Source organism: Rhizobium sp. KDH_Rht_773_N, assembly GCF_052946295.1.
The window spans coordinates 412115-435340 of sequence record NZ_JBRFNB010000002.1; the positions used below are offsets into that span (position 1 = coordinate 412115).

General features: G+C 62.4%; 19 protein-coding genes. 11 read left to right on the plus strand and 8 right to left on the minus strand.

Going from position 1 to position 23226, the window contains the following annotated elements; translation table 11 throughout:
* Positions 1–13 precede the first annotated feature (13 nt).
* Entirely contained in the window at positions 14–1585 is a 1572-nt protein-coding gene (locus ACU8HS_RS23845; protein WP_447016344.1) for an FGGY family carbohydrate kinase, read from the minus strand.
* A gap of 803 nt (positions 1586–2388) precedes the next feature.
* Here ACU8HS_RS23845 and ACU8HS_RS23850 point away from each other — a divergent pair.
* The 7 genes from ACU8HS_RS23850 (at position 2389) to ACU8HS_RS23880 (ending at position 11009) form a co-directional block, all read left to right on the plus strand.
* A complete protein-coding gene (locus ACU8HS_RS23850; RefSeq protein WP_447016345.1) occupies positions 2389–3045 on the plus strand; it encodes a DUF2291 family protein in 657 nt (218 codons plus the stop codon).
* The gene (locus ACU8HS_RS23855; RefSeq protein WP_112705538.1) at positions 3042–4583 is read left to right on the plus strand and encodes a sugar ABC transporter ATP-binding protein; all 1542 of its coding nucleotides are present in this window, start codon (positions 3042–3044) and stop codon (positions 4581–4583) included. Before ACU8HS_RS23850 ends, ACU8HS_RS23855 begins: the two co-directional genes overlap by 4 nt.
* Positions 4584–4606: 23 nt before the next feature.
* The gene (locus ACU8HS_RS23860; RefSeq protein ID WP_112705539.1) at positions 4607–5659 is read left to right on the plus strand and encodes an ABC transporter permease; all 1053 of its coding nucleotides are present in this window, start codon (positions 4607–4609) and stop codon (positions 5657–5659) included.
* A 107-nt stretch (positions 5660–5766) separates the two neighbouring features.
* Entirely contained in the window at positions 5767–6714 is a 948-nt protein-coding gene (locus ACU8HS_RS23865) for a D-ribose ABC transporter substrate-binding protein (protein ID WP_112705540.1), read from the plus strand.
* A gap of 131 nt (positions 6715–6845) precedes the next feature.
* Complete coding sequence (locus tag ACU8HS_RS23870) at positions 6846–7688, plus strand: DeoR/GlpR family DNA-binding transcription regulator (RefSeq protein WP_112572652.1); 843 nt, start codon at positions 6846–6848, stop codon at positions 7686–7688.
* A 27-nt stretch (positions 7689–7715) separates the two neighbouring features.
* Positions 7716–9251, plus strand: a complete 1536-nt coding sequence (locus tag ACU8HS_RS23875) for an FGGY-family carbohydrate kinase (RefSeq protein WP_447016346.1) — start codon at positions 7716–7718, stop codon at positions 9249–9251.
* A gap of 12 nt (positions 9252–9263) precedes the next feature.
* Positions 9264–11009 carry a glycerol-3-phosphate dehydrogenase/oxidase gene (locus ACU8HS_RS23880; RefSeq protein WP_113413597.1) on the plus strand — a complete coding sequence of 582 codons (1746 nt, stop codon included), beginning with the start codon at positions 9264–9266 and terminating at the stop codon, positions 11007–11009.
* On the opposite strand, the gene fba is transcribed toward ACU8HS_RS23880, so the two are convergent.
* Positions 10999–12078, minus strand: coding sequence for a class II fructose-bisphosphate aldolase (fba, locus tag ACU8HS_RS23885; RefSeq protein ID WP_113413596.1), 1080 nt, complete (start codon positions 12076–12078; stop codon positions 10999–11001). The genes ACU8HS_RS23880 and fba overlap by 11 nt on opposite strands.
* Positions 12079–12393: 315 nt before the next feature.
* On the opposite strand from fba, the gene ACU8HS_RS23890 reads away from it, so the two are divergent.
* From ACU8HS_RS23890 to ACU8HS_RS23900, 3 genes are all read left to right on the plus strand, one after another.
* On the plus strand, positions 12394–12852 hold the full coding sequence (locus ACU8HS_RS23890) for a helix-turn-helix domain-containing protein (protein WP_112758540.1): 459 nt from the start codon (positions 12394–12396) through the stop codon (positions 12850–12852).
* A 19-nt stretch (positions 12853–12871) separates the two neighbouring features.
* Positions 12872–14809, plus strand: coding sequence for an SARP family transcriptional regulator (locus ACU8HS_RS23895; RefSeq protein ID WP_113413595.1), 1938 nt, complete (start codon positions 12872–12874; stop codon positions 14807–14809).
* A gap of 133 nt (positions 14810–14942) precedes the next feature.
* Positions 14943–15185 carry a hypothetical protein gene (locus ACU8HS_RS23900; RefSeq protein ID WP_112758536.1) on the plus strand — a complete coding sequence of 81 codons (243 nt, stop codon included), beginning with the start codon at positions 14943–14945 and terminating at the stop codon, positions 15183–15185.
* Positions 15186–15197: 12 nt separating this feature from the next.
* Here the strand turns inward: ACU8HS_RS23900 and ACU8HS_RS23905 are convergent, their stop codons facing one another.
* From ACU8HS_RS23905 to ACU8HS_RS23930, 6 genes are read right to left on the minus strand one after another with little or no spacing between them, the layout of a single operon-like run.
* On the minus strand, positions 15198–16214 hold the full coding sequence (locus ACU8HS_RS23905) for a dipeptide ABC transporter ATP-binding protein (RefSeq protein WP_162703016.1): 1017 nt from the start codon (positions 16212–16214) through the stop codon (positions 15198–15200).
* Positions 16211–17203 carry an ABC transporter ATP-binding protein gene (locus ACU8HS_RS23910; protein WP_447016347.1) on the minus strand — a complete coding sequence of 331 codons (993 nt, stop codon included), beginning with the start codon at positions 17201–17203 and terminating at the stop codon, positions 16211–16213. The genes ACU8HS_RS23905 and ACU8HS_RS23910 overlap by 4 nt, the downstream gene beginning before the upstream one ends.
* Positions 17200–18108 carry an ABC transporter permease gene (locus ACU8HS_RS23915; RefSeq protein WP_112571065.1) on the minus strand — a complete coding sequence of 303 codons (909 nt, stop codon included), beginning with the start codon at positions 18106–18108 and terminating at the stop codon, positions 17200–17202. The genes ACU8HS_RS23910 and ACU8HS_RS23915 overlap by 4 nt, the downstream gene beginning before the upstream one ends.
* Complete coding sequence (locus tag ACU8HS_RS23920) at positions 18108–19043, minus strand: ABC transporter permease (protein ID WP_447016348.1); 936 nt, start codon at positions 19041–19043, stop codon at positions 18108–18110. Before ACU8HS_RS23920 ends, ACU8HS_RS23915 begins: the two co-directional genes overlap by 1 nt.
* A 32-nt stretch (positions 19044–19075) precedes the next feature.
* Positions 19076–20674 (minus strand): ABC transporter substrate-binding protein, encoded by a 1599-nt coding sequence (locus tag ACU8HS_RS23925; protein ID WP_447016349.1) that lies wholly within the window; start codon positions 20672–20674, stop codon positions 19076–19078.
* A 27-nt stretch (positions 20675–20701) separates the two neighbouring features.
* A complete protein-coding gene (locus ACU8HS_RS23930; protein ID WP_162718933.1) occupies positions 20702–21808 on the minus strand; it encodes a mandelate racemase/muconate lactonizing enzyme family protein in 1107 nt (368 codons plus the stop codon).
* A gap of 341 nt (positions 21809–22149) precedes the next feature.
* On the opposite strand from ACU8HS_RS23930, the gene ACU8HS_RS23935 reads away from it, so the two are divergent.
* Complete coding sequence (locus ACU8HS_RS23935) at positions 22150–23220, plus strand: LacI family DNA-binding transcriptional regulator (RefSeq protein ID WP_112753092.1); 1071 nt, start codon at positions 22150–22152, stop codon at positions 23218–23220.
* The last annotated feature ends 6 nt before the right edge of the window (positions 23221–23226 follow it).

Genomic DNA, 23226 nt, shown 5'->3' on the forward strand with positions numbered 1-23226 from the left:
TTGCATCAGCGATTCATTTTGCAGGCGGTATCGCCGCGGCTCTGGCCAGTATTTCCCAGGCAGCGGGCATCGCCCTTCGGATATCCGCATAGGCGGAGAAAAGCAGATCGAAGCGCGCAGCTTCCTCACCGACCGGCTCTTCGGCCTCGCCGAGCAGCGGCGTGACCCAGTCGGCGATGCAGTCGTCCATTGTCCGGTAGGCGCCGATCGCCACAGCCGCCATCATGGCGGCGCCGGCCGCTCCGGTTTCCTCGCGGCGGGACAGCCGGATCGGCGCCTTGAGGGAAGCGGTGAGAGAGCGGCGCAGCGCACCCGAGCGCACGGCGCCGCCGGTGACGCGCAGCTCTTCCGGCATATCGCCCATGGCGGCGTAACAATCGCGTGTTGCGAGCGCCAGTCCTTCGACGACCGCACGGACGAGATCCGGAAATCCGTGGCGGACCGAAAGACCGGAAAAACCTGCCCGCGCCCGGGCATTGACGAAGGGGCCTCGCTCTCCGGCCTCGGAAATATAGGGATGATAGACGACCGATCCCGGCGTGCTTTCGAAAAACCAGCGGTCGATCCTGGCGACGAGATCGGCGTGCGTGGCAGGCTTTCCGGCCTCCGCCATCAGATAGGCCGCCATTTCCAGCAGCCAGTCGATGTTGATCGTCGCCCCCATATTGGTCTGCACCTGGGTAACAATGCCCGGGATCGGCAGGGCGATAACATAACCCGTGCCCTCGCGGTTGAGATGCACGTCGGCGACCGGTTTTGCACGCAGATGCACGCCGGTCGAGCCGATCGTCGAACAGGCCGCGTTGCGCCCATCGCTGCGCACACCGGCGCCGAGCGCCGTCATCACCATGTCGACATAACCGAGGCTGACCGGCGTGCCGGCGAGCAGGCCGCAGGCCCCGGCCGCTTCCGGTGTCAGCGGATGGCTGGTTTGGCTTCCGTCGACAATATCGGGCAGAAGCGCGCGGCGATGCGTCAGCCCGAGCGCGTCAATGGCAACAGGCGAATAGCGCCGGGTCCGGAAATCACCAAAAGTGAAGCTTGCCTCCGAAGGGTCGGTCGCCCGCACGCCGGTAAAGTTGAGATAGAGCCAGTCCTTGCAATGCAGCGCCGCTTCCGCCCGATCCAGAAGCTCCGGCACGACCCGATCCATATGAGCGAGTTGCGCGCCCTGCTGGCAGGTGTTGAGCCCCGTACCGGTCTGTTCGAAACGCGCCCGGTCCGTTGCCTGGCCGGCAAGCGAAACCACGGTCGGCGCAGCACGGGCGTCAAGCCAGAGCCAGGCATCGGCCACGGGCCGATTTCCGGCGCCGACAAGCCATGTTCCGTCGCCCTGCCCCGTCACCGCGATTGCGGCGGTACGCGATGCAAGACCCTCAAGCTTCTCGCCAAGGCCGAGAAGCGCAGTGACGCAATCTTCCCAGGTCTGCGCGAGCGATTGCGTGGCCGAACCATCGCTGCCGCTTGAATATCTGTTGCGGACGGATGCTGCGGCGATCTGACGGCCGGAAAGGTCGAAGGCGACCGCCTTGATGACCGACGTGCCGGCGTCGATACCGATGATGACCTGGTGGCTGACGTCCATCGCGGCTTATCCGGCAACCACGTCGAGTGTCGCGAGGGGCAAAACGCGCGTCGATTTCATGTCTCATATCCTCCCGGTCGGCATGGCCGGCAAAGGGCACAGGCGACCACACTTCGAATCTACGGGCAAGTCGGCGGGCGCGCAGCCGCGCTCCAAACCCTTGAGGCCCGATCCTTTCCGGACCTCCCATAGCTTCACCAAGAAGATAACATAAAGATATCATTGTTCCAGTAAGATTTTTCTCGCAATGAAATTTTTTTCAGATAAAATACACCCGATCAACAGGATAGACGCCGACGACGATCCTGGCCGCGCGCGACCACAGCCGTATATCGCGAATACGCAAGTGAAGTAATTTTCTCTTTTATAATCAAATATATATTATCAGAGGCCGTGGCGATCGAGCAGCTGATCGGTCGAAGCCTGCGTCCGATATCACGCTCCTTTTCGCCGCGCTTCGGATACGTCGAACACCAAGTTGTCAGCACCAGTTTACAAAACGGCTGTTGACAGGCGGACGATTTGATAACATGATTTTTGGCATAAGTACCACTTACCTATCACGCAGGCATCGCTGCTGACGGGAATAGAGGCCCAGGCGGTTGGAGGAGACAAGCGCCGGTCCGAGATGGAGGAGGTTCGGATGTGCATCTTTCCCGCTGATCGTCGCGCTGCCCGTTCCGGCAGGGTTTCGCACTCCAATGCGGTTTTCGATGCGCGCCGCCTGCGATGAACGGCACCAGGCTCTCGCCTCGTTCATCCTCTCTCGAGATAAATCCGACCAGCCGTAAAGGCCGCCAGCAATGAATACCCAGTCCGCCCCCGCACCATCCACGCCAGGCAAAGGCAACCTCAAGACCATCGTCAGCGCCGTTGCCGCAATCGTTGTCATCGGCGCAATCGCGCTCGACACCAAGGTCGTCCAGATCGGCTCGGCGAACGACGTGAGGCAACAGGCCTTTTCTCCGGAGACCTTCGGTGCGGAGCAGTTTCCGAAAATCCAGGCGGATGTCGAAAAGAGGGCTGTCGCCGCGTCCGACCTGGCTGCGGCGATCGCGGCAGACAAGAAGGCTGCCGGCGAAAAATACGGTGTTGCCACGAGCACCGGCCCGGTCATCCCGGTGACGCTGAGCGGCACTTTCGGCGCGCGCAAATCCAATACAAACGAGATGAAGATCGACGGCCTTCCCCCCGAGACGGTGGTCCGTGTCCAGACCGGCCCTGCGGTCAATGGCACGGACCTCCGCGACGCCACGGGCACGATCGAATTCGGTCAGTTCACCAACCAGATCCAGTATCAGGATGCCGGCTCGGCCATCAACAACGAGATGAAGAAGACCGTCTTCGCCGGCCTTGATCCGGACCAGCTCGATGGCAAGCCGGCAACCGTCATCGGTGTCTTCAAGCTGATCAACCCGAAGAACTGGCTCGTAACTCCGGTCAAGGTCGACGTCAGATGAGCGCGCCGTCCACATCCGAAGTCGTCGGCGAGGTCGTGCTTGCGGCCCGCAACATCGCCAAATCCTACGGCAGCGTGCATGCCCTCAAGGGCGTCAATTTCGATATCCATCGCGGCCAGGTCACCACGCTGTTCGGGGAGAACGGGGCGGGCAAATCGACGCTGATGAAGATCCTTTCGGGCGTCGTCCAGCCGACATCGGGCGAGATCATCCTCGACGGCGCGCCGATCAGCTTCAGCTCTTCGACCCATGCGCGCGAATGCGGCATCTCGATCATTCACCAGGAGCTCAGCCTCGCCCCCAATCTCAGCGTGCGCGACAACATTTTCATGGGCCGCGAGATCATCAGAGGCGGCGTTGTCGATTTCGCGGAGGAAGAGCGCCAGACACGCATCCTGATGGAAGAGCTGGAAGAGGAGATCGATCCGCTGACCAAGGTCGAAGATCTGCGTCTTGGCCAGCAGCAGATCGTCGAGATCGCCCGGGCGCTATCGGTCAATTCGCGCATCCTGATCATGGACGAGCCGACTTCGGCGCTGAGCGCCACCGAAGTCGAGGTGCTTTTCAAGGTCATCCACGACCTGACCGATCGCGGCGTGTCGATCGTCTATATCTCCCATCATCTCGAGGAAGCGCTGCAGATCACCAACCACGCCGTCGTCTTGCGCGACGGCACCATGACCGCCTACGCGCAACGCCGGGACATCGATCTTGAATGGATCGTGCGAAACATGGTGGGCGACAATTTCGATCTCGGCAGTCCGCCCGACGGTTACGAATTCGGTAAGCCTGCGCTGTCGATCGACAATCTCACCGTTCCCGGCCCGTCCGGCTCGGCCTTCAACTCTGTCGACCGCCTGTCGCTGGACGTGCGCGCCGGAGAGGTCGTCTGCATCTACGGCCTGATGGGCGCCGGCCGTACCGAACTTCTGGAATGCGTGGCCGGGCGATTGCGCGCAAGTGGCGGCACCGTTCGGCTCGAAGGCCAGGACGTCGGACATCTGAGCATCGCCGGACGCATCGCCAGCGGTCTTGTTCTGGTGCCCGAGGATCGCCAGCGTGACGGCCTCGTCCAGACGATGTCGGTCGGCTCCAACCTGTCGCTTGCCAGCATCGGCGCTTTTACCAGGGGGCTGTTCACATCCGGCCGTCGCGAGCGCGAGCTTGTCGATGCTTCCATTCGCAGGGTCCGCGTCAAGACCGACGGGGGAGAGGCCGCCATCGGCTCGCTGTCGGGCGGCAACCAGCAAAAGGTGGTTATCGGCAAAATGCTGGCGACCGACCCGAAGGTCATTCTTCTCGATGAGCCGAGCCGCGGCATCGACATCGGCGCCAAGGCCGAAGTCTTCAAGCTGCTGGCCGAACGCGCCCGGCAGGGCCTCGCCGTCGTCTATTCGACCTCGGAAGTCAACGAATGCCTGAGCATCGCGCACCGCATCATCGTCATGCATCGCGGCCGGATCTCGGCCGAGTTCGGTGCTGATGTCACCAAGGAAAAGATCATGGCCGCATCAGGCGAAGCCGTGGTCGCGCACTAGCCCGGAATTATGGAGCACTGATTATGTCAGTCACGAACATCACCGAAAAGAAGTCAGTGTCGCACGGGCAGAAGCGCAACACCAACCTCGTGCGCCTGATCCTGGAAGGCCGCGCCTTCTTCGCGCTGATCGTCATCATCGCGGTCTTCTCCTTCCTGTCGCCCTATTACTTTACCCTGGGCAACTTCCTGACCATGGCCTCGCATGTGGCGATCTTCGGCATTCTGGCGATCGGCATGCTTCTGGTGATCCTGAACGGCGGCATCGACCTGTCGGTCGGCTCGACGCTCGGGCTTGCCGGCTGCATTGCCGGCTTTCTGATGCAGGGTGTGACGCTGACGGCTTTCGGCGTCATCCTCTATCCGCCGGTCTGGGCTGTCGTGGTCATCACCTGCGCCCTCGGCGCCGTCGTCGGCGCGGTCAACGGCGTGCTGGTTGCCTATCTGAAAGTGCCGGCCTTCGTCGCCTCGCTCGGCGTGCTCTATGTGGCGCGCGGCATTGCGCTGCTGATGACCAACGGTCTGACCTACAACAATCTCGGCGGCCGCCCCGAACTCGGCAATACCGGTTTCGACTGGCTCGGCTTCAACCGTCTGGCGGGGATTCCGATCGGCGTCATCGTGCTCGCCGTGCTCGCGATCATCTGCGGCATCGTGCTTAGCCGCACGGCCTTCGGCCGCTGGCTATACGCCTCCGGCGGCAACGAGCGCGCCGCCGACCTCTCGGGCGTGCCGGTCAAGCGCGTCAAGGTGATCGTCTACGTGCTTTCGGGCGTCTGTGCGGCCATTGCCGGCCTGGTCCTGTCGTCGCAGCTGACCTCTGCCGGCCCGACGGCGGGCACGACCTACGAATTGACGGCGATTGCGGCCGTCGTCATCGGCGGCGCTGCGCTGACGGGCGGGCGCGGCACCGTGCGCGGCACGATGCTCGGCGCCTTCGTGATCGGCTTCCTCTCGGATGGCCTCGTCATCATCGGTGTCTCGGCCTACTGGCAGACCGTCTTCACCGGCGCGGTCATCGTCCTCGCGGTCCTCATGAACAGCATCCAATACGGGCGCCGGGCAAAATCGTCCTGACGTCAAAAGCAGAACTTATCCACGACGGCACCTGGATCTCCAAAAGACGGATCGTGGAAAGCACCGCCGGTTTCCGGCAGCACCTGAACTCACAAGGGAGAGAGACTATGTTTAAGAAAGGCATGCGCATTCTTCTGGCAGCCGCGGCTGTCGCCCCGATCCTCGTCAGCTCCGCCTGGGCGGCGGGCCAGATGACGATCATCGTCAACGATCCGTCGAACCCCTACTGGCTGACGGAGGGCAACGTCGCCAAGGCAACGGCCGAAAAACTCGGCTACACGGCCACTGTCAGCGCGCATAAAGGCGACACCAACACCGAAAGCAACCTGATCGATACGGCCATCACCAACAAGTCGGTCGCCATCATCCTCGATCCGGCCAATGCCGACGGTTCGATCGGTGCGGTCAAGAAGGCGGTCGCGGCCGGTATTCCGGTCATTCTCGTCAATGCCGAAATCAACCAGGAAGGCCTTGCCAAAGCCCAGCTCGTTTCTAACAACGCCCAGGGTGCGGCGATCGGGGCGCAGCAATGGGTAGAAGCGGTTGGCGACAAAGGCAATTATGCCGAACTCTTCGGCGCGCCCTCCGACAACAACGCCGCCACCCGCTCGAACGGCTATGAAACCGTTCTGACCCAGTATCCCGACCTCAAGAAGGTCGCCCAGGAAGTCGCCAATTGGGACCGCACCCAGGGTCACAACAAGATGCAATCCATATTGCAGGCCAATCCCGACATTATCGGCGTGATCTCCGGCAATGACGAGATGGCGCTCGGCGCCATCGCGGCGCTGAAGGAAGCCGGCAAGCTCGCCAACGTCAAGGTCGGCGGCTTCGACGGTTCGCCGGATGCGGTCGCCGCGATCAAGGCGGGCGAGCTGCAATATACCGTCCTTCAGCCCGTCGCCGTCTTCTCCGAAGAGGCCGTCAAACAGGCTGACAACGTCATCAAGACGGGCAGCACCGGCGCCAAGAGCGAAAAGCAGCTGTTCGATTGCCTGCTGATTACCAAGGACAATATCGACAAGTACACCGGCCCGTTCGTTCTGGCCCAGTAACGCGATGGAGGGCGCCCGACCGGGCGCCCTCCACAACTTTCAACCGCGTCCGGCCGCTTTCGCCTTCTTTGCCTTGGCACGGCAATCACTATACGAAGCTGGGATATGGAATTCAGCGACAAGGGTGAACCGTGACACAGAAGACCAATCAGGGCGACGAGCTGTTGGACCAGCTGACCAGCGACAGCCGCCAGACACGACAGGTCGCGCGCCGGCGCATGATCGCGGAGGCCGTAATGAGCGAAGGTTCGATGCGCATCGAGGATCTGACCGATCGTTTCGGCATCAGCCTGATGACGGCGCATCGCGATGTGGACGAACTCGTCAGCCGCGGGCTCTTCAGGAAGACGCGCGGCATCGTCACGGCGGCGGCTACCAACCTTATCGAGTCCAGCGATGTCTACCGCTCCAGCCGGCAGTCGGCGGAAAAGAAGGTGATCGCCGAGGCCGCCATGCAGTTCGTGGAACCGGGACAGGCCATCTTTTTCGACGATTCCACGACTGTCCTGCAGATGGCATCGCATCTCTCCTCGAAAGTGCCGATCACCGCCATCACCAATTCCCTGACGCTGATGAATGCCCTGACCGGCATGCACGACGTCACCCTTCTTGCGCTCGGCGGCCAGTACTACAACTGGTGCAATGCCTTCATGGGGCGCATGACGATCAACGAGATCAAGGGCTTGCGCGCGGATATCGCGTTCATTTCCATGTCGGCCATCAACGACGGCATCGTGCTGCATCAATCGCCGGAAACCGTCGATACGAAACGCGCCATGTTCGACTGTTCCGTCAAACGGATCCTGCTTGCCGACCATACCAAATTCGAACGGCGCGCGCTCCACAGCTTCGCGGCGCTCGAGGAATTCGACGTCGTCATCGTCGATGACAAGACCCCCCCTGTCCACATCGACCGGATGCGGTCCAGGGACATCAACGTCGTCGTCGCCAGGACCGGCCACGGACGCACGTGACCGGTCGCCACGGAAAGGTGAATGTGCATGCCGAGTCTTCTCGGGATCGATAGTGGCCTGACGGTTACGAAGGCCGTCATTTTCGATATCGACGGGACACCGATCGCCGTCGCGCGGCGGCGCGTCACCCAGCTCATCCCGAGGCCGCGTTTTGTCGAACGAGACATGCACGAACTGTGGACCGCAACGGCCGAGGCCATCCGCGAGGCTATCGGCCTCAGCGGCCGCCCGGCAGGCGATATCCAGGCCGTGGCGGCAACGGCGCATGGCGACGGCATCTATGTGCTGGATCACGCCCAGGCGCCGCTCGGCAACGGCATCGTATCGCTGGACAGCCGCGCAGGCGATATCGTCGATCAATGGACGACGACCGGGATCGCCGATGAGGCGATCGCGCTCACAGGTCAGGTGCCGCACGTCTCCGCCCCGTCGGCGCTGCTGGCCTGGATCCGGGATCATGAGCCGGAACGCTTCAAGCGTATCGGCCACGTTATCAGCTGCAAGGACTGGCTGCGATTTTGCCTGACCGGTACCGTCGGTACCGATCGCACCGAAGCGAGCACCTCGTTCACCGATGTCGGGACACAAGATTATAGCCAGGATGCCCTGCGCCTGTTCGGTCTGCAGGCGCTTGCCGGAGCTCTGCCGCCAGCCTCGCGCTCGGACGAGATCGTTGGCCGGGTAACGGCCGATGCATCGCGGTTGACCGGCCTCTTGGAAGGCACGCCCGTGGCTGCCGGATTGCACGACGTGACCGCCTCGGCACTCGGCGCGGGTGGTTATGCCGATGGTATCGTTGCGGTCATTGCCGGAACCTATTCGATCAACGAGACGCTGTCTTTCGAGCCGCGCGTCGACCGACGCTGGTTCTGCCGCAATGGCATTGCGCCCGGCGTCTGGAACAGCATGTCGATTTCGCCGGCTTCGAGTGCCAACTACGAATGGTTCATCGAAAAGCTGTGCGGCCGCGAATGGGCGGACTGCGAAGCCAGGGGCACATCCATCCACGCTTTGCTGGCATCGGAGATCGACGCGGCTTTCGCGCGTCCGTCATCGGTGCTTTTCCACCCCTATCTCTTCGGCTCACCCTACGGGGCATCGGCAAGCGCAAGCTTTTTCGGGCTCGGCGGCTGGCATGACCGCGGCGACATGCTGAGGGCCGTCATGGAAGGCATCGCGTTCAACCATCGCATCCATGTCGATGCCCTGCGCGACGGCTTCGCCTTCCGGGAGGCACGGCTTGCCGGCGGCGTATCGCGCAACCCGGCAGTCGCGCAGATGTTTGCCGATGTGCTGGCAATGCCGGTGACGGTGACCGGCACCGACGAGGCCGCGGCCTGGGGGGCCGCCCTTTGCGCCGGCGCGAGCGCCGGTCTTTACCCGGACCCGCAAAGCGATCCGGCAAAGGACAAGCAGGGCAAGACCTGCAAACCGGATGCCGCCCGCAGCGCGGAATATGAAAGGCGCTACCGCCTCTTCCGGGAAATCGCGGAAACGATGAAGCCGCTCTGGCCGAAGATCACCGGCCTTGCGCAGGACAGCGCGGCAGAGGCCGCAGTTTAGGACGACAGTACCATGATCCCCGATACGCTTGAGCGCAGCGCCGGCATCCGCGAGCACGACGTCGACGTCGTGATCCTTGGAGCAGGCATCAACGGTGCCGGCCTGTTTCGCGATCTCGCGGCCCAGGGCGTCAGCTGCATGATCGTCGACAAGGCAGACTTCGGTTCGGGAACGAGTGCGGCCCCATCCCGCCTCATTCACGGCGGACTGAAATATCTGGAAACCGGGGAATTCGGCCTGGTTGCCCAATCCACCCTGGAACGCAACCTGCTCTTGAAGAACGCGCCGCATTGCGTTGAAGCGCTGCCGACATTCATTCCGATCTTTTCGTGGACACGCGGTATCTGGGCGGCGCTGCAGACATTGTTCGGCTCCAAGACCGCGCCCCGCAGCCGGGGCGCCCTGCTCATCAAGATCGGCCTTTCCCTTTACGACTTTTTCGGTTCGCGCGACCGCGTGATGCCGCGCCACCGGCTGATCCTGAAGAAGAAGGCCAGGCGGGAAATGCCGCATGTGACGCCGGCAATCGTCGCCGGGGGCATTTATTACGACGCAAAGATCAGCCGGCCGGAACGCCTCGTCTACGAACTCGTCAAGGACGGGCTGGAGGCGAACCCGCATTGTTCCGCGGCAAATTTCACCACGCTGACCGCCTGCTCGGAAGGCCGCCTGAGCTTTCGACGCGAGGACGGAGCGGAATTTTCTGTGCGTCCGAGGCTCGTCGTCAACGCCGCAGGCCCATGGATCGATCACGTCAACGAAGCGCTCGGTGCGCCCTCGCGCCTGATCGGCGGCACGAAGGGCTCGCATATCCTGATCGATCACCCCGAGCTGGTGCGCAGCCTCAACGGCCACATGATCTATTTCGAAGCCGACGACGGTCGCATCTGCCTTGTCTACGGCTATCTCGGGCTCGCGCTCGTCGGCTCGACCGATATCCCGAGCCGGGACCCCGACAGCGTGCGCTGCGAGGAGCCCGAGATCGACTATTTCCTGCAGAGCCTGAGATCGCTGCTGCCCACGTTGCGCTTCGATCGCGACCAGATCGTCTACACCTATAGCGGCATCCGGCCGCTACCGGCCTCCGACGGAACGGCGCCGGGCCTGATCAGCCGCGACCATTCAGCACCGGTCATCGAAGCGGACGGCACGCGGCCTTTTGCCATCATGTCGCTTGTCGGCGGCAAGTGGACGACGTTTCGCGGTTTTGCCGAGGAGGTTGCCGACAGTGTTCTGGCCCGGCTCGAGCGTCCGCGCAAGCAGTCGACGCGCTATCTTGCGATCGGCGGCGGAAAGGCGTTTCCCGCCGATGCCCAGGCAAGACGGGGCTCTGTCGACAAGATCGCCAAGGCCGCAGGCATCACGGCCGCGCGCGCAGAACAGCTTCTGAACCGCTATGGCACCACGGCAGAGGCTATTGCGACGTTCCCTTCGGCTCATTCCGACGAGCAGCGCATAGCGAGGGCGGAACATTACAGTTTTCGGGAGATCGACTGGATCGCCCGCAACGAGCTTGTGGTCCATCTCTCCGATATCGTCTTGCGGCGCACGACGATCGCGATCGAGGGTCGGCTGACCTACGAGGGCTTGACGGATATTGCCGGCATCGCCGCCAAGGCGCTCGGCTGGGATGCTGTGCGTATCGAGCATGAAATCAGTGACGTCGTCACCCTGCTCAAAGTGTTTCACGGCCAGTCCCTGGCGGCCGGCACGACGGATATCGGGCCGGGGAAAAGCGCCCGCCCCGTCAGCCTTTAATATCCTGGGAAAAGACCGGGTCGAGTGCGCCGGAGGCATAGCGCTTTGCCATCGCCGAAACCGGGAGAGGGGTAATCCGTTCCGCCATGCCGGCGGTGCCGAACTGCTCGAAGCGCTCCCTGCAAAGCCTGGTGAGCGCGGCCATTGCGGGCTTCAGATATTTGCGCGGATCGAATTCGCTCGGATCCTCCTGCAGGACCCGGCGGATCTGGCCGGTCATGGCCATCCGGCCGTCGGTGTCGATGTTGACCTTGCGCACGCCATTCTTGATGCCGCGCTGGATCTCTTCGACCGGCACGCCCCATGTCGGCTTCATCTGACCACCGTATCTGTTGATGATCTCCTGCAATTCGACCGGAACCGACGACGAACCGTGCATGACGAGATGCGTGTTCGGCAGCTTGCGGTGGATCTCTTCGATGACATTCATCGCCAGCACCGAACCGTCCGGCTTGCGGGTGAACTTGTAGGCGCCGTGCGAGGTGCCCATGGCGATCGCCAGCGCGTCGACCCGGGTCTCGCGCACGAATTTTACAGCTTCGTCCGGATTGGTCAGCAGCTGGTCGTGAGACAGCTTGCCTTCCGCGCCGTGACCGTCCTCGGCCTCTCCCATGCCGGTCTCGAGAGAGCCGAGCACACCGAGCTCGCCTTCGACGGAAATGCCGCCGAGATGCGCCATCTCGGTCACTCTCCGGGTCACGCCGACATTATAGTCCCAGTCGGCAGGCGTCTTGGCGTCCGCCTTCAGCGAGCCATCCATCATGACCGAGGTGAATCCCGCCTGGATGGCCGTCATGCAGCTGGCCGGGTCGTTGCCGTGATCGAGATGCACGCAGACGGGGATGTGCGGATAGATTTCGACGACCGCGTCCATCATGTGCTTGAGCATGATATCGTGGGCATAGGCGCGCGCGCCGCGAGAGGCCTGCATGATGACGGGGGCGCAGGCCGCATCGGCGGCCTCCATGATGGCGAGCGCCTGTTCCATATTGTTGATATTGAAAGCGGGAACGCCGTAGCCTTCCTCCGCCGCGTGATCCAGCAATTGCCTGAGCGTAATGCGCGCCATTGAACACCCTTCCTCTCACACGGGAGACCGTCGAAATCCCGGTGCTGAAAAGATCGCACAATCACTAAATTGGAACAAGCATAAATCACAATATCACAATATTTATGATGTTTTCCATCTCTTTAAAACGTTTAGCATCATGGCGATACGGCCCGGCGGAAGGAACCCGCGGCCGCCGCCTTCCAGGATGGGCGTGACAAAGCGGCACCGGTCAGGATCGACCATCGTATGATATTAAAAACAAATCGTGGAAAAGCGGCGCGATGCCGTCTACAAGTCGATGGATTGAAATGCGAAAGAGACAGAAGGTAGGCCATGAACGTCAAGACACCGAACGCGATTGATACCTATGTCGGCATGCGCGTGCGCAGGCGCAGGCAGCTTCTCGGCATGAGCCAGGAACGGCTTGCCGAACAGATCGGCGTGACCTTCCAGCAGGTGCAGAAATACGAAAAGGGCATCAACCGCATCGGCGCGAGCCGGCTGCAGAAGATCGCCGAAGTGCTGCGCACCTCGCCCGCCTTCTTTTTCGAGCAGGACGATACGCAAGCGCCGAGCCTTGCCGGCCTCGATTTGTCCGCCCCCGCCGATCCGGTCGCGGAATTTCTGCGGTCGAAGGAGGGCCTCGTCCTCAACAGGGCCTTCATGAAGATCGAGGACCGGCGCATTCGCGAAACGATCATTTCGCTCGTCAAGGCGATGGCGCAGACCGAAAGCAGCGACATTCCGCTCAGCGCACTGAGGATGGACGAGCCGGATTCCCGCAGAGAGTGAAAGCGGACGTCACCGGCGCATGTCCCTCAGGCTCGAGTCGTTTGGCGCGCTGCGGCTGCTGAATGCGGCGGGAGAGCCTGTAGCCTTTCCCGAAAAGGGCCTGCTGACGCTTTGTTACCTGCTCGACAGGCCGGATAGAAAATGTTCGCGCCGCGCACTTGCGCGCTTTCTGTGGGACAGCCCCGGCAATCCCGATATCATGGCGAACCTGCGCAAGATGATCTCGCGCATCCAGGTGCGGCAGGCAGAACTCGGCGTGGAATTGCTGGCCTTCACCGCGACCGACGTAAGGGTCAGGCGAGAAGCTTTTGTCGCCGACCGCTCCGAACTCGATACCCTTGCCTCGACCGATCCGCTCGATGTGCTGCGCAGGCTCCTATCCCTGCTGCGGCCGGTTTTCCTCGCCGAACTTGCCGATCAAAGCACCGGCATGCGGGCGTGGGTTTCCGGCGAGCGCAGCCGGCATATGGCAATCCTTATCGACGCGGTGAAGCAGGCGCTGCCACAAGCCCGCTCGCGGGCCGATATCGGCCTCATCAAGGAAGCCGCGCTCAGGATCTTCCGCGATGCCCCCGACGACGAGAACATCCGCCATATCCTTCTGCAAGCCTATGAGGCCGAGGGCTCCCTGGAAAACGCCAGGCAGCTTTTCGAAAGCCGCAGGCCTGATCTCCGGAACGCGCTGGATGTCGGCCTCGATCTGCAGGCCTTGAAGGAAGTGCGCAGGATTTTCGATGCCGGCAGGGCGACGCCGTTGCCGGCCGCACCGAGGCTTGACAGCGGCATCGTTCTCAAAGCCACGCCCCTGCCCCGCCTTGTCCTGCTGCCGCCGGCCGAAGCCGGCGATGCCGGTTTCCTGCCGATGCTTTCGGAGGCGCTGATCGAGGACGTGACCATCGGCCTTTGCGCCCTGAACAGCGTCTCGGTCGTTGCGCCACATACCGCCGTGCAAATCGCACGCCATGCCGATCGTCAAGGCATGATCCTGCGTCATTCGATTTCCTATGTGCTCCACACACGGTTGGCTGCGGGCAGCGGCCCGCCGTCGCTGTTCGTCCAGCTCGTCTACGCCGCCAGTGACGAGGTCATCTGGGCCGAGCGCTTCAGCCTCGAAAAATACGACCTGATCGCTGACCGCCGGGAGATGGCACGACGCATTGCCAAGGAACTTTCCGCCCAGATACACCAGAACGAGAGCGTGCGCGGAGCTTTCGAGGCCAATCCGGCCGCCTATCACAGCTATCTCCTGGGCTTTCGGGACATGAAGCGGCTTTCCCTGCCGGATATCCGCAGGGCACGAAAGGCGTTCCGCGAGGCCCTGCAGCACAGCGCCCATTTCTCACCGGCGCTCGCCGGCCTTGCGCGCACCTTCCTGATGGAATGGCTGCTGACGGCTCGCGGCGATGCCGAGCTGATCCGGCTTGCGGAGGATTATGCAAACCGGGCCATCGTCGCCGACCCCTCGCTGGCTTCCGGCTTCCGCCAGCTCGGCGTTGCCAAGCTCTATCTGAACGACTTCGATGAAAGCGTGGTGGCGCTGAAGGTCGCCGAGGAGCTCAGCCCGCATTATGCCGACGGCATCGCAAGTTATGCCGATACGCTCGTGCATGCCTCGCGCCCGGCCGATGGGCTCGCCAAGATCGACCGGGCAATCTCGCTCAATCCGCTGAGCCCCGCCGAATATCTGTGGACCGAGGCCGGCGCGAATTTTGCGCTCTTCCGTTATGGGGAAGCGCTGGATGCGATCGGCAGAATGGATGACCGCACGCCGGCCGACCGGCTTGCGGCCGCCTGCTGGGCGATGCTGGGCGATGTGAAAAATGCCCGCCTCTACATGCGCAAGGCGCGCGAAACCAATCCCGATTTCGACGTCGACAGATGGCTGACCCTCGTCCCCTTCAAGGAGACGTGGCAGAGGGAACAATATCGCGAGGCACTACGGAAGGCGGGCTTCTGAACTGCTCCGGATTGCGCTGCAGGGTTGTCGCCTTTCGATATGCCATCCAGACTGGTGTCACGCCCGTGTCACGCGCTTTTCCCGCCCTTATCCTCTAGGTTCCTTCCGGCACACCCGGAGAGCTCAAATAGACATGGCAGCTGAAGACAATATCGAACTCGGGACCACCGAGAAGGATCAAAGGCTGCGGGATATCGCATCGCTTGCTCGGCTCGTGTCCTACGCCCGCCAGAACGCCCGGGAACTCAATGCCGAGTTTTCCGTCTATTGCCTCGATCTTGCGCTCGGCGCGCTGCTGCAGGATCTCGCCGAGAGCGGCTTAGACCTGCCCGTCGAGGAAACGATCGAAAGTGCGCCGGCAGGCCAGGTGCACTGAGGGCCAATCGTTTCAGCCCGCCTGCGTCAGCGGATTGGGCGCAGCGAAATGGCAGGCTGAGAACTGGTTTGGCGAGACTTCACGCAGACCCGGCCGATCGACCTTGCAGATGTCCTTTGCAATCGGACAGCGCGTATGGAAGCTGCAGCCCGGCGGAACGCGGGAGGGGCTTGGAACGTCGCCCTGCAGCACGATACGGTTTGCCTTGCGATCCGGATCGGGTTCGGGTGCTGCCGACAGCAGCGCCTGCGTATAGGGATGCTGCGGCATGGAATAGACCGACTTCTTCGGCCCGATTTCGACGATCCTGCCGAGATACATGACTGCTACGCGGTCGGCGATATGCCGGACCACCGCCAGATCATGGGCGATGAAGAGGTAGGAAAATTTCCGTTCGGCCTGCAGATCCTGCAACAGATTGACGATCTGCGCCTGTACCGAAACGTCGAGCGCCGAAACCGGCTCGTCGGCGACGATGAAACGCGGATTGACCGAGATGGCGCGGGCAATGCCGATACGCTGGCGCTGGCCGCCGGAGAATTGCCGCGGGTAGCGGTCCATGAAAGCGGGCGACAGGCCGACCTGCGTCAGCAGTTCCGCCACACGGTCCCGCCGCTGCCTTGACGACTTCGCCATGCCGAAGACTTCCAGCGGCTCGGAGATGATCTGCGCGATCGAACGGCGCGGACTGAGCGAGCCATAGGGATCCTGAAAGACCATCTGCATCTTGGCGCGCATCATGCGCATCTCGGCGGCACTCAGCGATGTGATATCGCGCCCCTCGAACAGCACTTCGCCGTCGGTCGGCTGGATCAGCCGCAGCAGAAGCCGTCCGAGCGTGGACTTGCCGCAGCCGGATTCACCGACCAGCGCCAGCGTCTCGCCCGGCTTGACGGAGAAGGAGGCGCCGTCCACGGCGCGCACGCCACCCGAGGACGAGCGCGCAAAAGACAGGCCGCCTGCATCCGAAAAGGTCTTGCCAAGGTTGCGGACGGTCAAGAGGTCGTCGACGCTGCTCATCTCTGTCATGCTGTTGCTCCGGCGGTGACCCAGCAGGCCGCCTTATGGCGTTCTGAAACGGTGAACATGGGTGGCATTTCGGCCGCGCATCTTTCGGTCCGGTCGCCACAGCGGGCATAGAAGGGACAGCCCTGCTTGACGGTGCCGGCAAGAGGCACCGAACCGGGGATCTGGTAGAGGCGCTTCTGATCGTCATCGAGGCGCGGGATGGATTTGAGCAGGCCGCGCGTATAGGGGTGGCTGGGATTGGCGAAGATCGAGCGGACATCGGCATCCTCGACGACCCGGCCGGCATACATGACGATCACCCGGTCGCAGACCTCGGCGATGACGCCGAGATCGTGCGAGATCAAGAGGACCGCGGTATTCAGCGTCTTGCGCACCCTGGCCATCAGGTCGAGCACCTGGGCCTGGATGGTGACGTCGAGCGCCGTCGTCGGCTCGTCGGCGATCAGCAGCTTCGGATTGCAGGCGACCGCCATGGCGATCATCACGCGCTGGCGCATGCCGCCGGAAAACTGGTGCGGATAGGCGTCAAGCCGCCCCTCCGGATTGGGAATGCCGACCAGTTTCAAAAGCTCGATGATGCGGGCGCGGCGCTGCTCGCGGCTCATCTTCTCATGCAGCTTGATCGCCTCGCCGATCTGGTCGCCGATCGTCATGACCGGGTTCAGCGAACTCATCGGCTCCTGGAAGATCATCGCGATGTCGCGGCCGCGGATCTCGGGCAGTTTCGTCTTCGGCAGATCGAGAAGGTTGACGCCTTCAAGCTCGATACGCCCCTCGGCGATGCGGCCCGGCGGATTGGGGATGAGCCCCATGATCGCCAGCGACGTAATCGACTTGCCCGAGCCGGATTCGCCGACGATACCGACCGAACCGCCCGCCTCGATTTCGAAGGAGACGCCGTTCACGACGCGGATCGGAGAAGCCTTCGGGCCGAATTCGACGGCGAGGCCCTCGACTTTGAGCAACGGTGTCTGTGTTTTGGACGTCATTGGCTCGTCTCCGGATCCAGCATATCTCGCACCGCATCGCCGATCAGGTTGAAGGACAAAACCACGCAGGTGATGGCGAAGCCGGCGGCGATGATCGGCCAGGGTGAGCCGAAGAGGTTGTTGAGGCCATCGCGGATGATGTTGCCCCAGCTCGGATTGGGCGCGCGCGTGCCGATGCCGAGGAAACTCAGCGAGGCTTCGAGACGGATGGCCGAAGCGACCCAAAGCGTCATCAGCACGACGATGGGGGCTGCGATATTCGGGATGATGTGCCGGAAGATGATGACGGGCGTGCGCACGCCGACGGCAATCGCGGCTTCCACATAGGGTTCCTGCTTGACCGACAGGGTCGAGGCGCGGGCCACACGGGCAAATCCGGGAACGAAGGCAACGGTGATGACGGCGATGATATTCCAGAAGGCGCCGCCGAGCACGGCTGCGATGATGATGGCAAGCAGCAGTTCCGGGAAAGCGAGCAGCAGGTCGATGAAGCGGCTGATGATACGGTCGATCAGCCCGCCGAAATAGCCGGCGGTCACGCCGAGCGCGGTGCCGAGCAACGCAGCGAGGGCCGGAGAGATCAGGCCGAAGAGCAGCGAATTGCGCGAACCGTGGATCATGCGCGAGAGAACGTCGCGCCCGAACTGGTCGGTGCCGAGCCAATGGGCGGCCGACGGCGCCTGGTTGATCGACAGGATGCTCTGGGCCAGAGGGTCATAAGGCGCGAGCCATGGCGCAAGCACTGCGACCAGAAAGAACACGAGCGCGATCGCCAGTGCGAAGATCGTCGAAGGCCGATGCAGAAGGGTTCTGGAAAGAAGCGACAGCAGGCCGGGGGCGGGTGCCAGCAAGGGCTGCTCGGATGCCTGCAAGGCAGGGGCCGACGTTTGAGTGACGATGCTCATTATTTCACCCGGATGCGAGGATCGATGACGATGTAGAGGAGATCCATCACCAGATTGATGAGAAGGACGAGGAGCGCGAAGACAACGACGCCGCCCTGGATCACGCCGTAGTCACGCTCGTTGATTGCCTGGATCAGCAGGCGTCCGAGACCGGGCCGGTTGAAGACCAGCTCGACGGCGACCGAGCCCGAGAGCGTGGCAAGCAGGCTGAGCCCCATGCCGGTCGACAGCGGCAGCAGCGCGTTGCGCAGGCCGTGGCGATAGATGACGCGTGGTTCGCGGGCACCCTTGGCGCGGGCGGTGCGGACATAATCCTTGCCGAGCGTTTCCAGAAGGGCTGTTCGCGACAGCCGGCCGATGAAGGCGGCCTTGACGAGCGCAAGCGTCAGCGCCGGCAGCACGATATGGTACAGGCGATCCATGAAACCTTCGCCGCCGCCATTGATCGGGAACCAGCCGAAGTTCAGGGCGAAGCCGATCAGGAGCAGCGCACCGAGATAGAAATCCGGTATCGCGTAACCGAGCAGGGCAAAGACGCGCATGCCGGAATCCGGCAGCCGGTCACGATGGGTTGCGGCCAGCACGCCGAAGGGTACACCGGCGCCGACACCGATGATCATCGCCGCAACAGTGAGTTCGATCGTATAGGGCAGATTGGCGGCAATCAGCTTCAGCACCGGCTCGTCATTCATGTAGGACTGGCCGAAATCGAGGCTGAGCACACCGACGAGGAAGTTGATGTATTGCTGCCAGAGCGACACATCGAGCCCCATCTTATGGCGGAAGGCTGCAAGCTGCTCCGGGAGAGCCATGTCTCCCAGAGCCGCGATCGCCGGATCGCCCGGCAGGATGCGCATCGCGATGAACACGAGCGTGAGCACCAGCCAGATTGTCGGAATGGCATCCGCCAGCCGGAGGAGAAAATATCTAGCCATGTTCATTCACTCGCATTCATCGCGATCTGCGATCAGGCTGTCTTCGTGGCGCGGTGGAAACGCCAACGCGCGTAACCGCTCTGCACCTTGTAGCCGAGGTCGAGGCGGGCATTGCGGGCGACCGTGAAGGAGAGCGTGGACATGCCGATCAGCGGCAGGTCACGCAGAACCTGAAGTTCGATCTGCTTGCAGTAGTCGACATAGGCGTTGTAGTCGGTCGCCTGCAGCGCCTTGGCGAGCAGGTCGTCGATGCCGGGCATGGCGACGCCGTAGTGACTGTAGTTGATGCCGCCCGATCCGTCCGGCTTGACTTCCGCCTTTGTCGACAGCTGCTGGATATAGAGCTGCGTCGGGATCGGCGGATAGCTCGAGGAATGCAGGGCCAGCGTGTTCTTGTCGTGCTGGTTGTCGGCGTGATAGGCGGTGTGGTCGCCGATATGCAGGTTCATGCGCATGCCGACGGCCCGCAGTTGCTCCTGCACGATCAGCATGATCGACGCATAGTCTTCACGCTGGCTGATATTGCTTTCGAAGTCGAAACCATCGGGGAAGCCGGCTTCGGCCAGCAGCGCCTTGGCCTTGTCAGGATCGTAGTTGTACTGAAGCTCCGGCGGCAGGTCTTCGGTCTTGAAGCCGCCCGGGAAGAAATCGGGCTGCAGGCCGGCCGTAAAACCGCCCATCGGCTTCAGCGCATTGCCGACCGCATGACGATCGACGGCGTACATGATCGCCTGACGCACCTTGATATTGTCGAAGGGCTTGCGCTTCAGGTTGATATGCAGCGTGTTGAACGAGCCCGGCGACGTCATGTCGAATTGCAGCGTGGAGTCGCGCTGCAGCATGGAATCGACCCAGCCCGGGGCGCGGACGGCTTCGATCATATCGACATCGCCCGACAGCAGCGCGAGCGTGCGGGCGGTCGTATCGGCAATATAGACGGACTCGACCTTGGCGACCTTCGCCTTCTCGCCCCAGTAGCCTTCATGGCGCTTCAGCGCCGTGCCCCACTGGCTGTCGAAACGGGCGAGTTCGTAAGGACCGGTGCCGACAGCGTCGGTCTTGAACTTGTCCGCGCCGATCTGATCGTAGGCCTTCTTGGAAACGATCGACGTGTTGTTGAGGAAGATCGTGGTTCCCAGGAGGTTCACGTCGGAATTCTTCAGCGTGATGACGACCTCATAGGGGCCGTTCGCGACCACATCGGCGACATTCGACAGGATCGGCTTGTTGGTGCCGTCGGCCATGGCGCGCTTGAAGGAAAAGACGACGTCTTCCGACGTCATTTCGCCGAAGCCCTTGTGGAACTGCACGCCCTGGCGCAGCTTGAAGGTCCAGGTCTTGGCATCGGGGGACGCCGACCACTCGGTGGCAAGCGTCGGACGATACTGGTCGGGCGTGGTGGCGAAAGTGCCGTCATCCGGGCGCACGAGCTGTTCGTACATCTGCTCGGTTGCCCAGTTGTCGCCGCCCTGCGTCGTGTAGTTCGGATCGCTGCTGCGCGGACCGCTCGCTGCGATGCCGATGCGGATCGTGTCCGGATCGCTCGCAGCGCGCGCGAAAGCGGGTCCAAGCATGCTCATTGCAGCGGTGGCTGCAGTCAGTTCCAGAAACTGGCGTCTTCTCAGGTTCATGTCATTTCCTCCCATGTGTCAGAATATTCAGCTGCGCCGTCTGTCGAGCTCGGCATCGTTGACGATCAGGCCGAGACCGGGGCCGGACGGCACCTTGAACTTGCCGTCTTCCGGGATCGGCGGATTGGCGAAGCCGACATGCATGCGCGTCGACGGATCGGAGAATTCGGCGGGTTTGGTATTGTGCATCAGCGTGGCCAGCACGTGCAGGTTCGCCACATGCGCAATCATCGGCTGGGTCTGGTGCGGAACGAGCTCGACGCCGTGGGCAAAGCAGATTGCGGCGCATTGCATGAGGCCGGTAATGCCGCCCATCTTGACGATATCGGGCTGCACCATGCGCACGCCGGCATTGATCATGTCGACGACGGCCTGGGTCGTGTAGGACTGTTCGGCGGCCGAAACCGTGATGTCGAGGCGCTGGGCAACCTCGCCCATGGCGCGAACGTTATAGTGCTGGACCGGCTCCTCGAACCAGATATAGCCGAGTTCCTCGAGCGCGCGGCCGACGCGGATGGCGCCGCCGACGGAATATTGGTTGTTGGCATCGAAGGCGAGCGGGAAATCGTCGCCCACGAGCTTGCGCACGGCCTTGGCCTTGGCGATGTCGCCGGGAATATCATAGTCCTGACGGGTGCGGTCGCCATCCCAGCGGATCTTGATGGCGGCCGGCTTTTCGGCCTTCCACCGCTGCTCGACGACACGAACCGTTTCATCGACGGTGCGGCCAGCATTGTTGCCGACCGAAGCATAGAAGGGCAGCTCCGTGCGCCAGGCACCGCCGAGCAGCTTGTAGACCGGCTGATTGAAGTGCTTGCCCTTGATGTCCCAGAGGGCGATATCGAGCGCGGCAAGCGCGCCGGTGACGGCGCCTTCCGGGCCGAGCTTCACATATTTATGCAGCAGCCGGTCGTAGATGACCGCCTGGTCGAGCGCATCGGCACCGACGAGCGAAGCGGCGAAATCCCTGACGACGCCGAGCGAATGTTCGCCGCCCATCATCGGCGAGGCCTCGCCGTGGCCGACAGTGCCGTCTTCGGTCGTCACCCGCACAAAAGCGGTGCGGCGGCCCGGCGGCTCATTGGGCTCCCATTTCACCTGAAAAGCTTCGACGGACTTGATGATCGTACCCACTGGCATTCCCTCAAAGAACGGACGTTTTAAGCGCCGGCATTGTCGTTGGAGGGAGCATCTTCCAATTTGCATCCGTATGCAACACGGTGATTGAATTGAAATTGGAACAGCTTTTATGTCAGAATCCGCAAAAATGCCTTCGCACCGACATGATATATAAGAGTGTCATACAATTCCTTATTTTATCGGCCATCCGAATGTTGCAGCGCATATAACTCGCGCCACCATCAGGGCGAAAAGCCGCCGAAAGAAGAATTGACGGCCAAGCGCAGGAAGCAGTTGAAATTGTTGCATCCGAATGCAAAAAGAGTGAGCAGGGTAGAGATTGGCAACGGGGAAGCATGATGCGCAAACAGGGATCGCCGTCCTTGCAGGGGGAGCCGCCCGGCGACGCACTGAGCCGAAAGCCGATTACGGCGCGCGAACTGGCGCGCATGCTCGGAGTGAGCCAGTCGGCCGTGTCGCGCGCCTTCACGCCCGGCGCCAGCATCGCGGCCGATCTGCGCGAACGCATCCTGAAATATGCGGCGGAAGTAGACTATCAGCCGAACGCAATCGCCAGCATGCTCTCGAAGAGCCGCACGAACATCATCGGCATCGTCGTCTCCGATATGCAGAACCCCTTCTATCCGGGCCTGATCGAGAAACTTTCCCGCTCGCTGCAGCGCATCGGCCTGCAGAGCCTTCTCTTCAACATCACGAAGGGGTCCAATCTCGAGGAGCAGCTTTCGGCGCTGCGACGTTACAATGTGGATGCGGTCATCGTGATCTCGGCGACAATCCTGTCGGGCAGCACGCTGAGCTGGGCGACGGAAGGCAGGCCGGCCATCCTGATCAACCGCGTGATCGAAGACACGAACCTCAGCTGCGTCGCCTGCAACAATGTCGAGGGCGCGCGCGCCATCGCCGATCATTTCCACAGGCAGGGCGCCCGCAGGGTGGCCTATGTCGCCGGTCTCAGCCACACGACCACCAACCGCGAACGCCAGAACGGTTTCGTAACGCGCATTGCCGAACTCGGCATGACGCTGAGCGCCCAGATCGAGGGGCGGGAATACAGCTATAATGCCGGCCGCAGGGCCGCGCTTGAAATCGCCGCCAGGAAAAGCACCGACGCGATCTTCTTTGCCAACGACATCCTGGCAATCGGCGGCATCGACGCGCTCAGGGAGGAGGCCGGTTGCCGCGTGCCCGACGATATCCTCGTTGCCGGCTTCGACGATATCCCGATGGCCGGCTGGCCGCATTACAACCTCACCACCTTTCGCCAGCCGGTCGACGAGATCGTGCGCGTCGTCGTCGAAATGATCGAGGGCGATACGTCGGCGCTGCTCAGAGCCGCGACAACCATCCGCCTTTCGGGCGAACTCATCGAACGGCGCTCGACCGGCGCGCAACCTGACGCACCGTAGCGCTGC

Bases quoted from the DNA above. Each gene is read 5' to 3' on its own strand.
- ACU8HS_RS23925 (WP_447016349.1), bottom strand. From the start codon at position 20,674: ATGAACCTGAGAAGACGCCAGTTTCTGGAACTGACTGCAGCCACCGCT.
- ACU8HS_RS23890 (WP_112758540.1), top strand. From the start codon at position 12,394: ATGAACGTCAAGACACCGAACGCGATTGATACCTATGTCGGCATGCGC.
- ACU8HS_RS23915 (WP_112571065.1), bottom strand. From the start codon at position 18,108: ATGAGCATCGTCACTCAAACGTCGGCCCCTGCCTTGCAGGCATCCGAG.
- ACU8HS_RS23865 (WP_112705540.1), top strand. From the start codon at position 5,767: ATGTTTAAGAAAGGCATGCGCATTCTTCTGGCAGCCGCGGCTGTCGCC.
- ACU8HS_RS23845 (WP_447016344.1), bottom strand. From the start codon at position 1,585: ATGGACGTCAGCCACCAGGTCATCATCGGTATCGACGCCGGCACGTCG.
- fba (WP_113413596.1), bottom strand. From the start codon at position 12,078: ATGGCGCGCATTACGCTCAGGCAATTGCTGGATCACGCGGCGGAGGAA.
- ACU8HS_RS23895 (WP_113413595.1), top strand. From the start codon at position 12,872: ATGTCCCTCAGGCTCGAGTCGTTTGGCGCGCTGCGGCTGCTGAATGCG.
- ACU8HS_RS23850 (WP_447016345.1), top strand. From the start codon at position 2,389: ATGAATACCCAGTCCGCCCCCGCACCATCCACGCCAGGCAAAGGCAAC.
- ACU8HS_RS23935 (WP_112753092.1), top strand. From the start codon at position 22,150: ATGATGCGCAAACAGGGATCGCCGTCCTTGCAGGGGGAGCCGCCCGGC.
- ACU8HS_RS23905 (WP_162703016.1), bottom strand. From the start codon at position 16,214: ATGACAGAGATGAGCAGCGTCGACGACCTCTTGACCGTCCGCAACCTT.
- ACU8HS_RS23875 (WP_447016346.1), top strand. From the start codon at position 7,716: ATGCCGAGTCTTCTCGGGATCGATAGTGGCCTGACGGTTACGAAGGCC.
- ACU8HS_RS23900 (WP_112758536.1), top strand. From the start codon at position 14,943: ATGGCAGCTGAAGACAATATCGAACTCGGGACCACCGAGAAGGATCAA.
- ACU8HS_RS23855 (WP_112705538.1), top strand. From the start codon at position 3,042: ATGAGCGCGCCGTCCACATCCGAAGTCGTCGGCGAGGTCGTGCTTGCG.
- ACU8HS_RS23910 (WP_447016347.1), bottom strand. From the start codon at position 17,203: ATGACGTCCAAAACACAGACACCGTTGCTCAAAGTCGAGGGCCTCGCC.
- ACU8HS_RS23920 (WP_447016348.1), bottom strand. From the start codon at position 19,043: ATGGCTAGATATTTTCTCCTCCGGCTGGCGGATGCCATTCCGACAATC.
- ACU8HS_RS23860 (WP_112705539.1), top strand. From the start codon at position 4,607: ATGTCAGTCACGAACATCACCGAAAAGAAGTCAGTGTCGCACGGGCAG.
- ACU8HS_RS23880 (WP_113413597.1), top strand. From the start codon at position 9,264: ATGATCCCCGATACGCTTGAGCGCAGCGCCGGCATCCGCGAGCACGAC.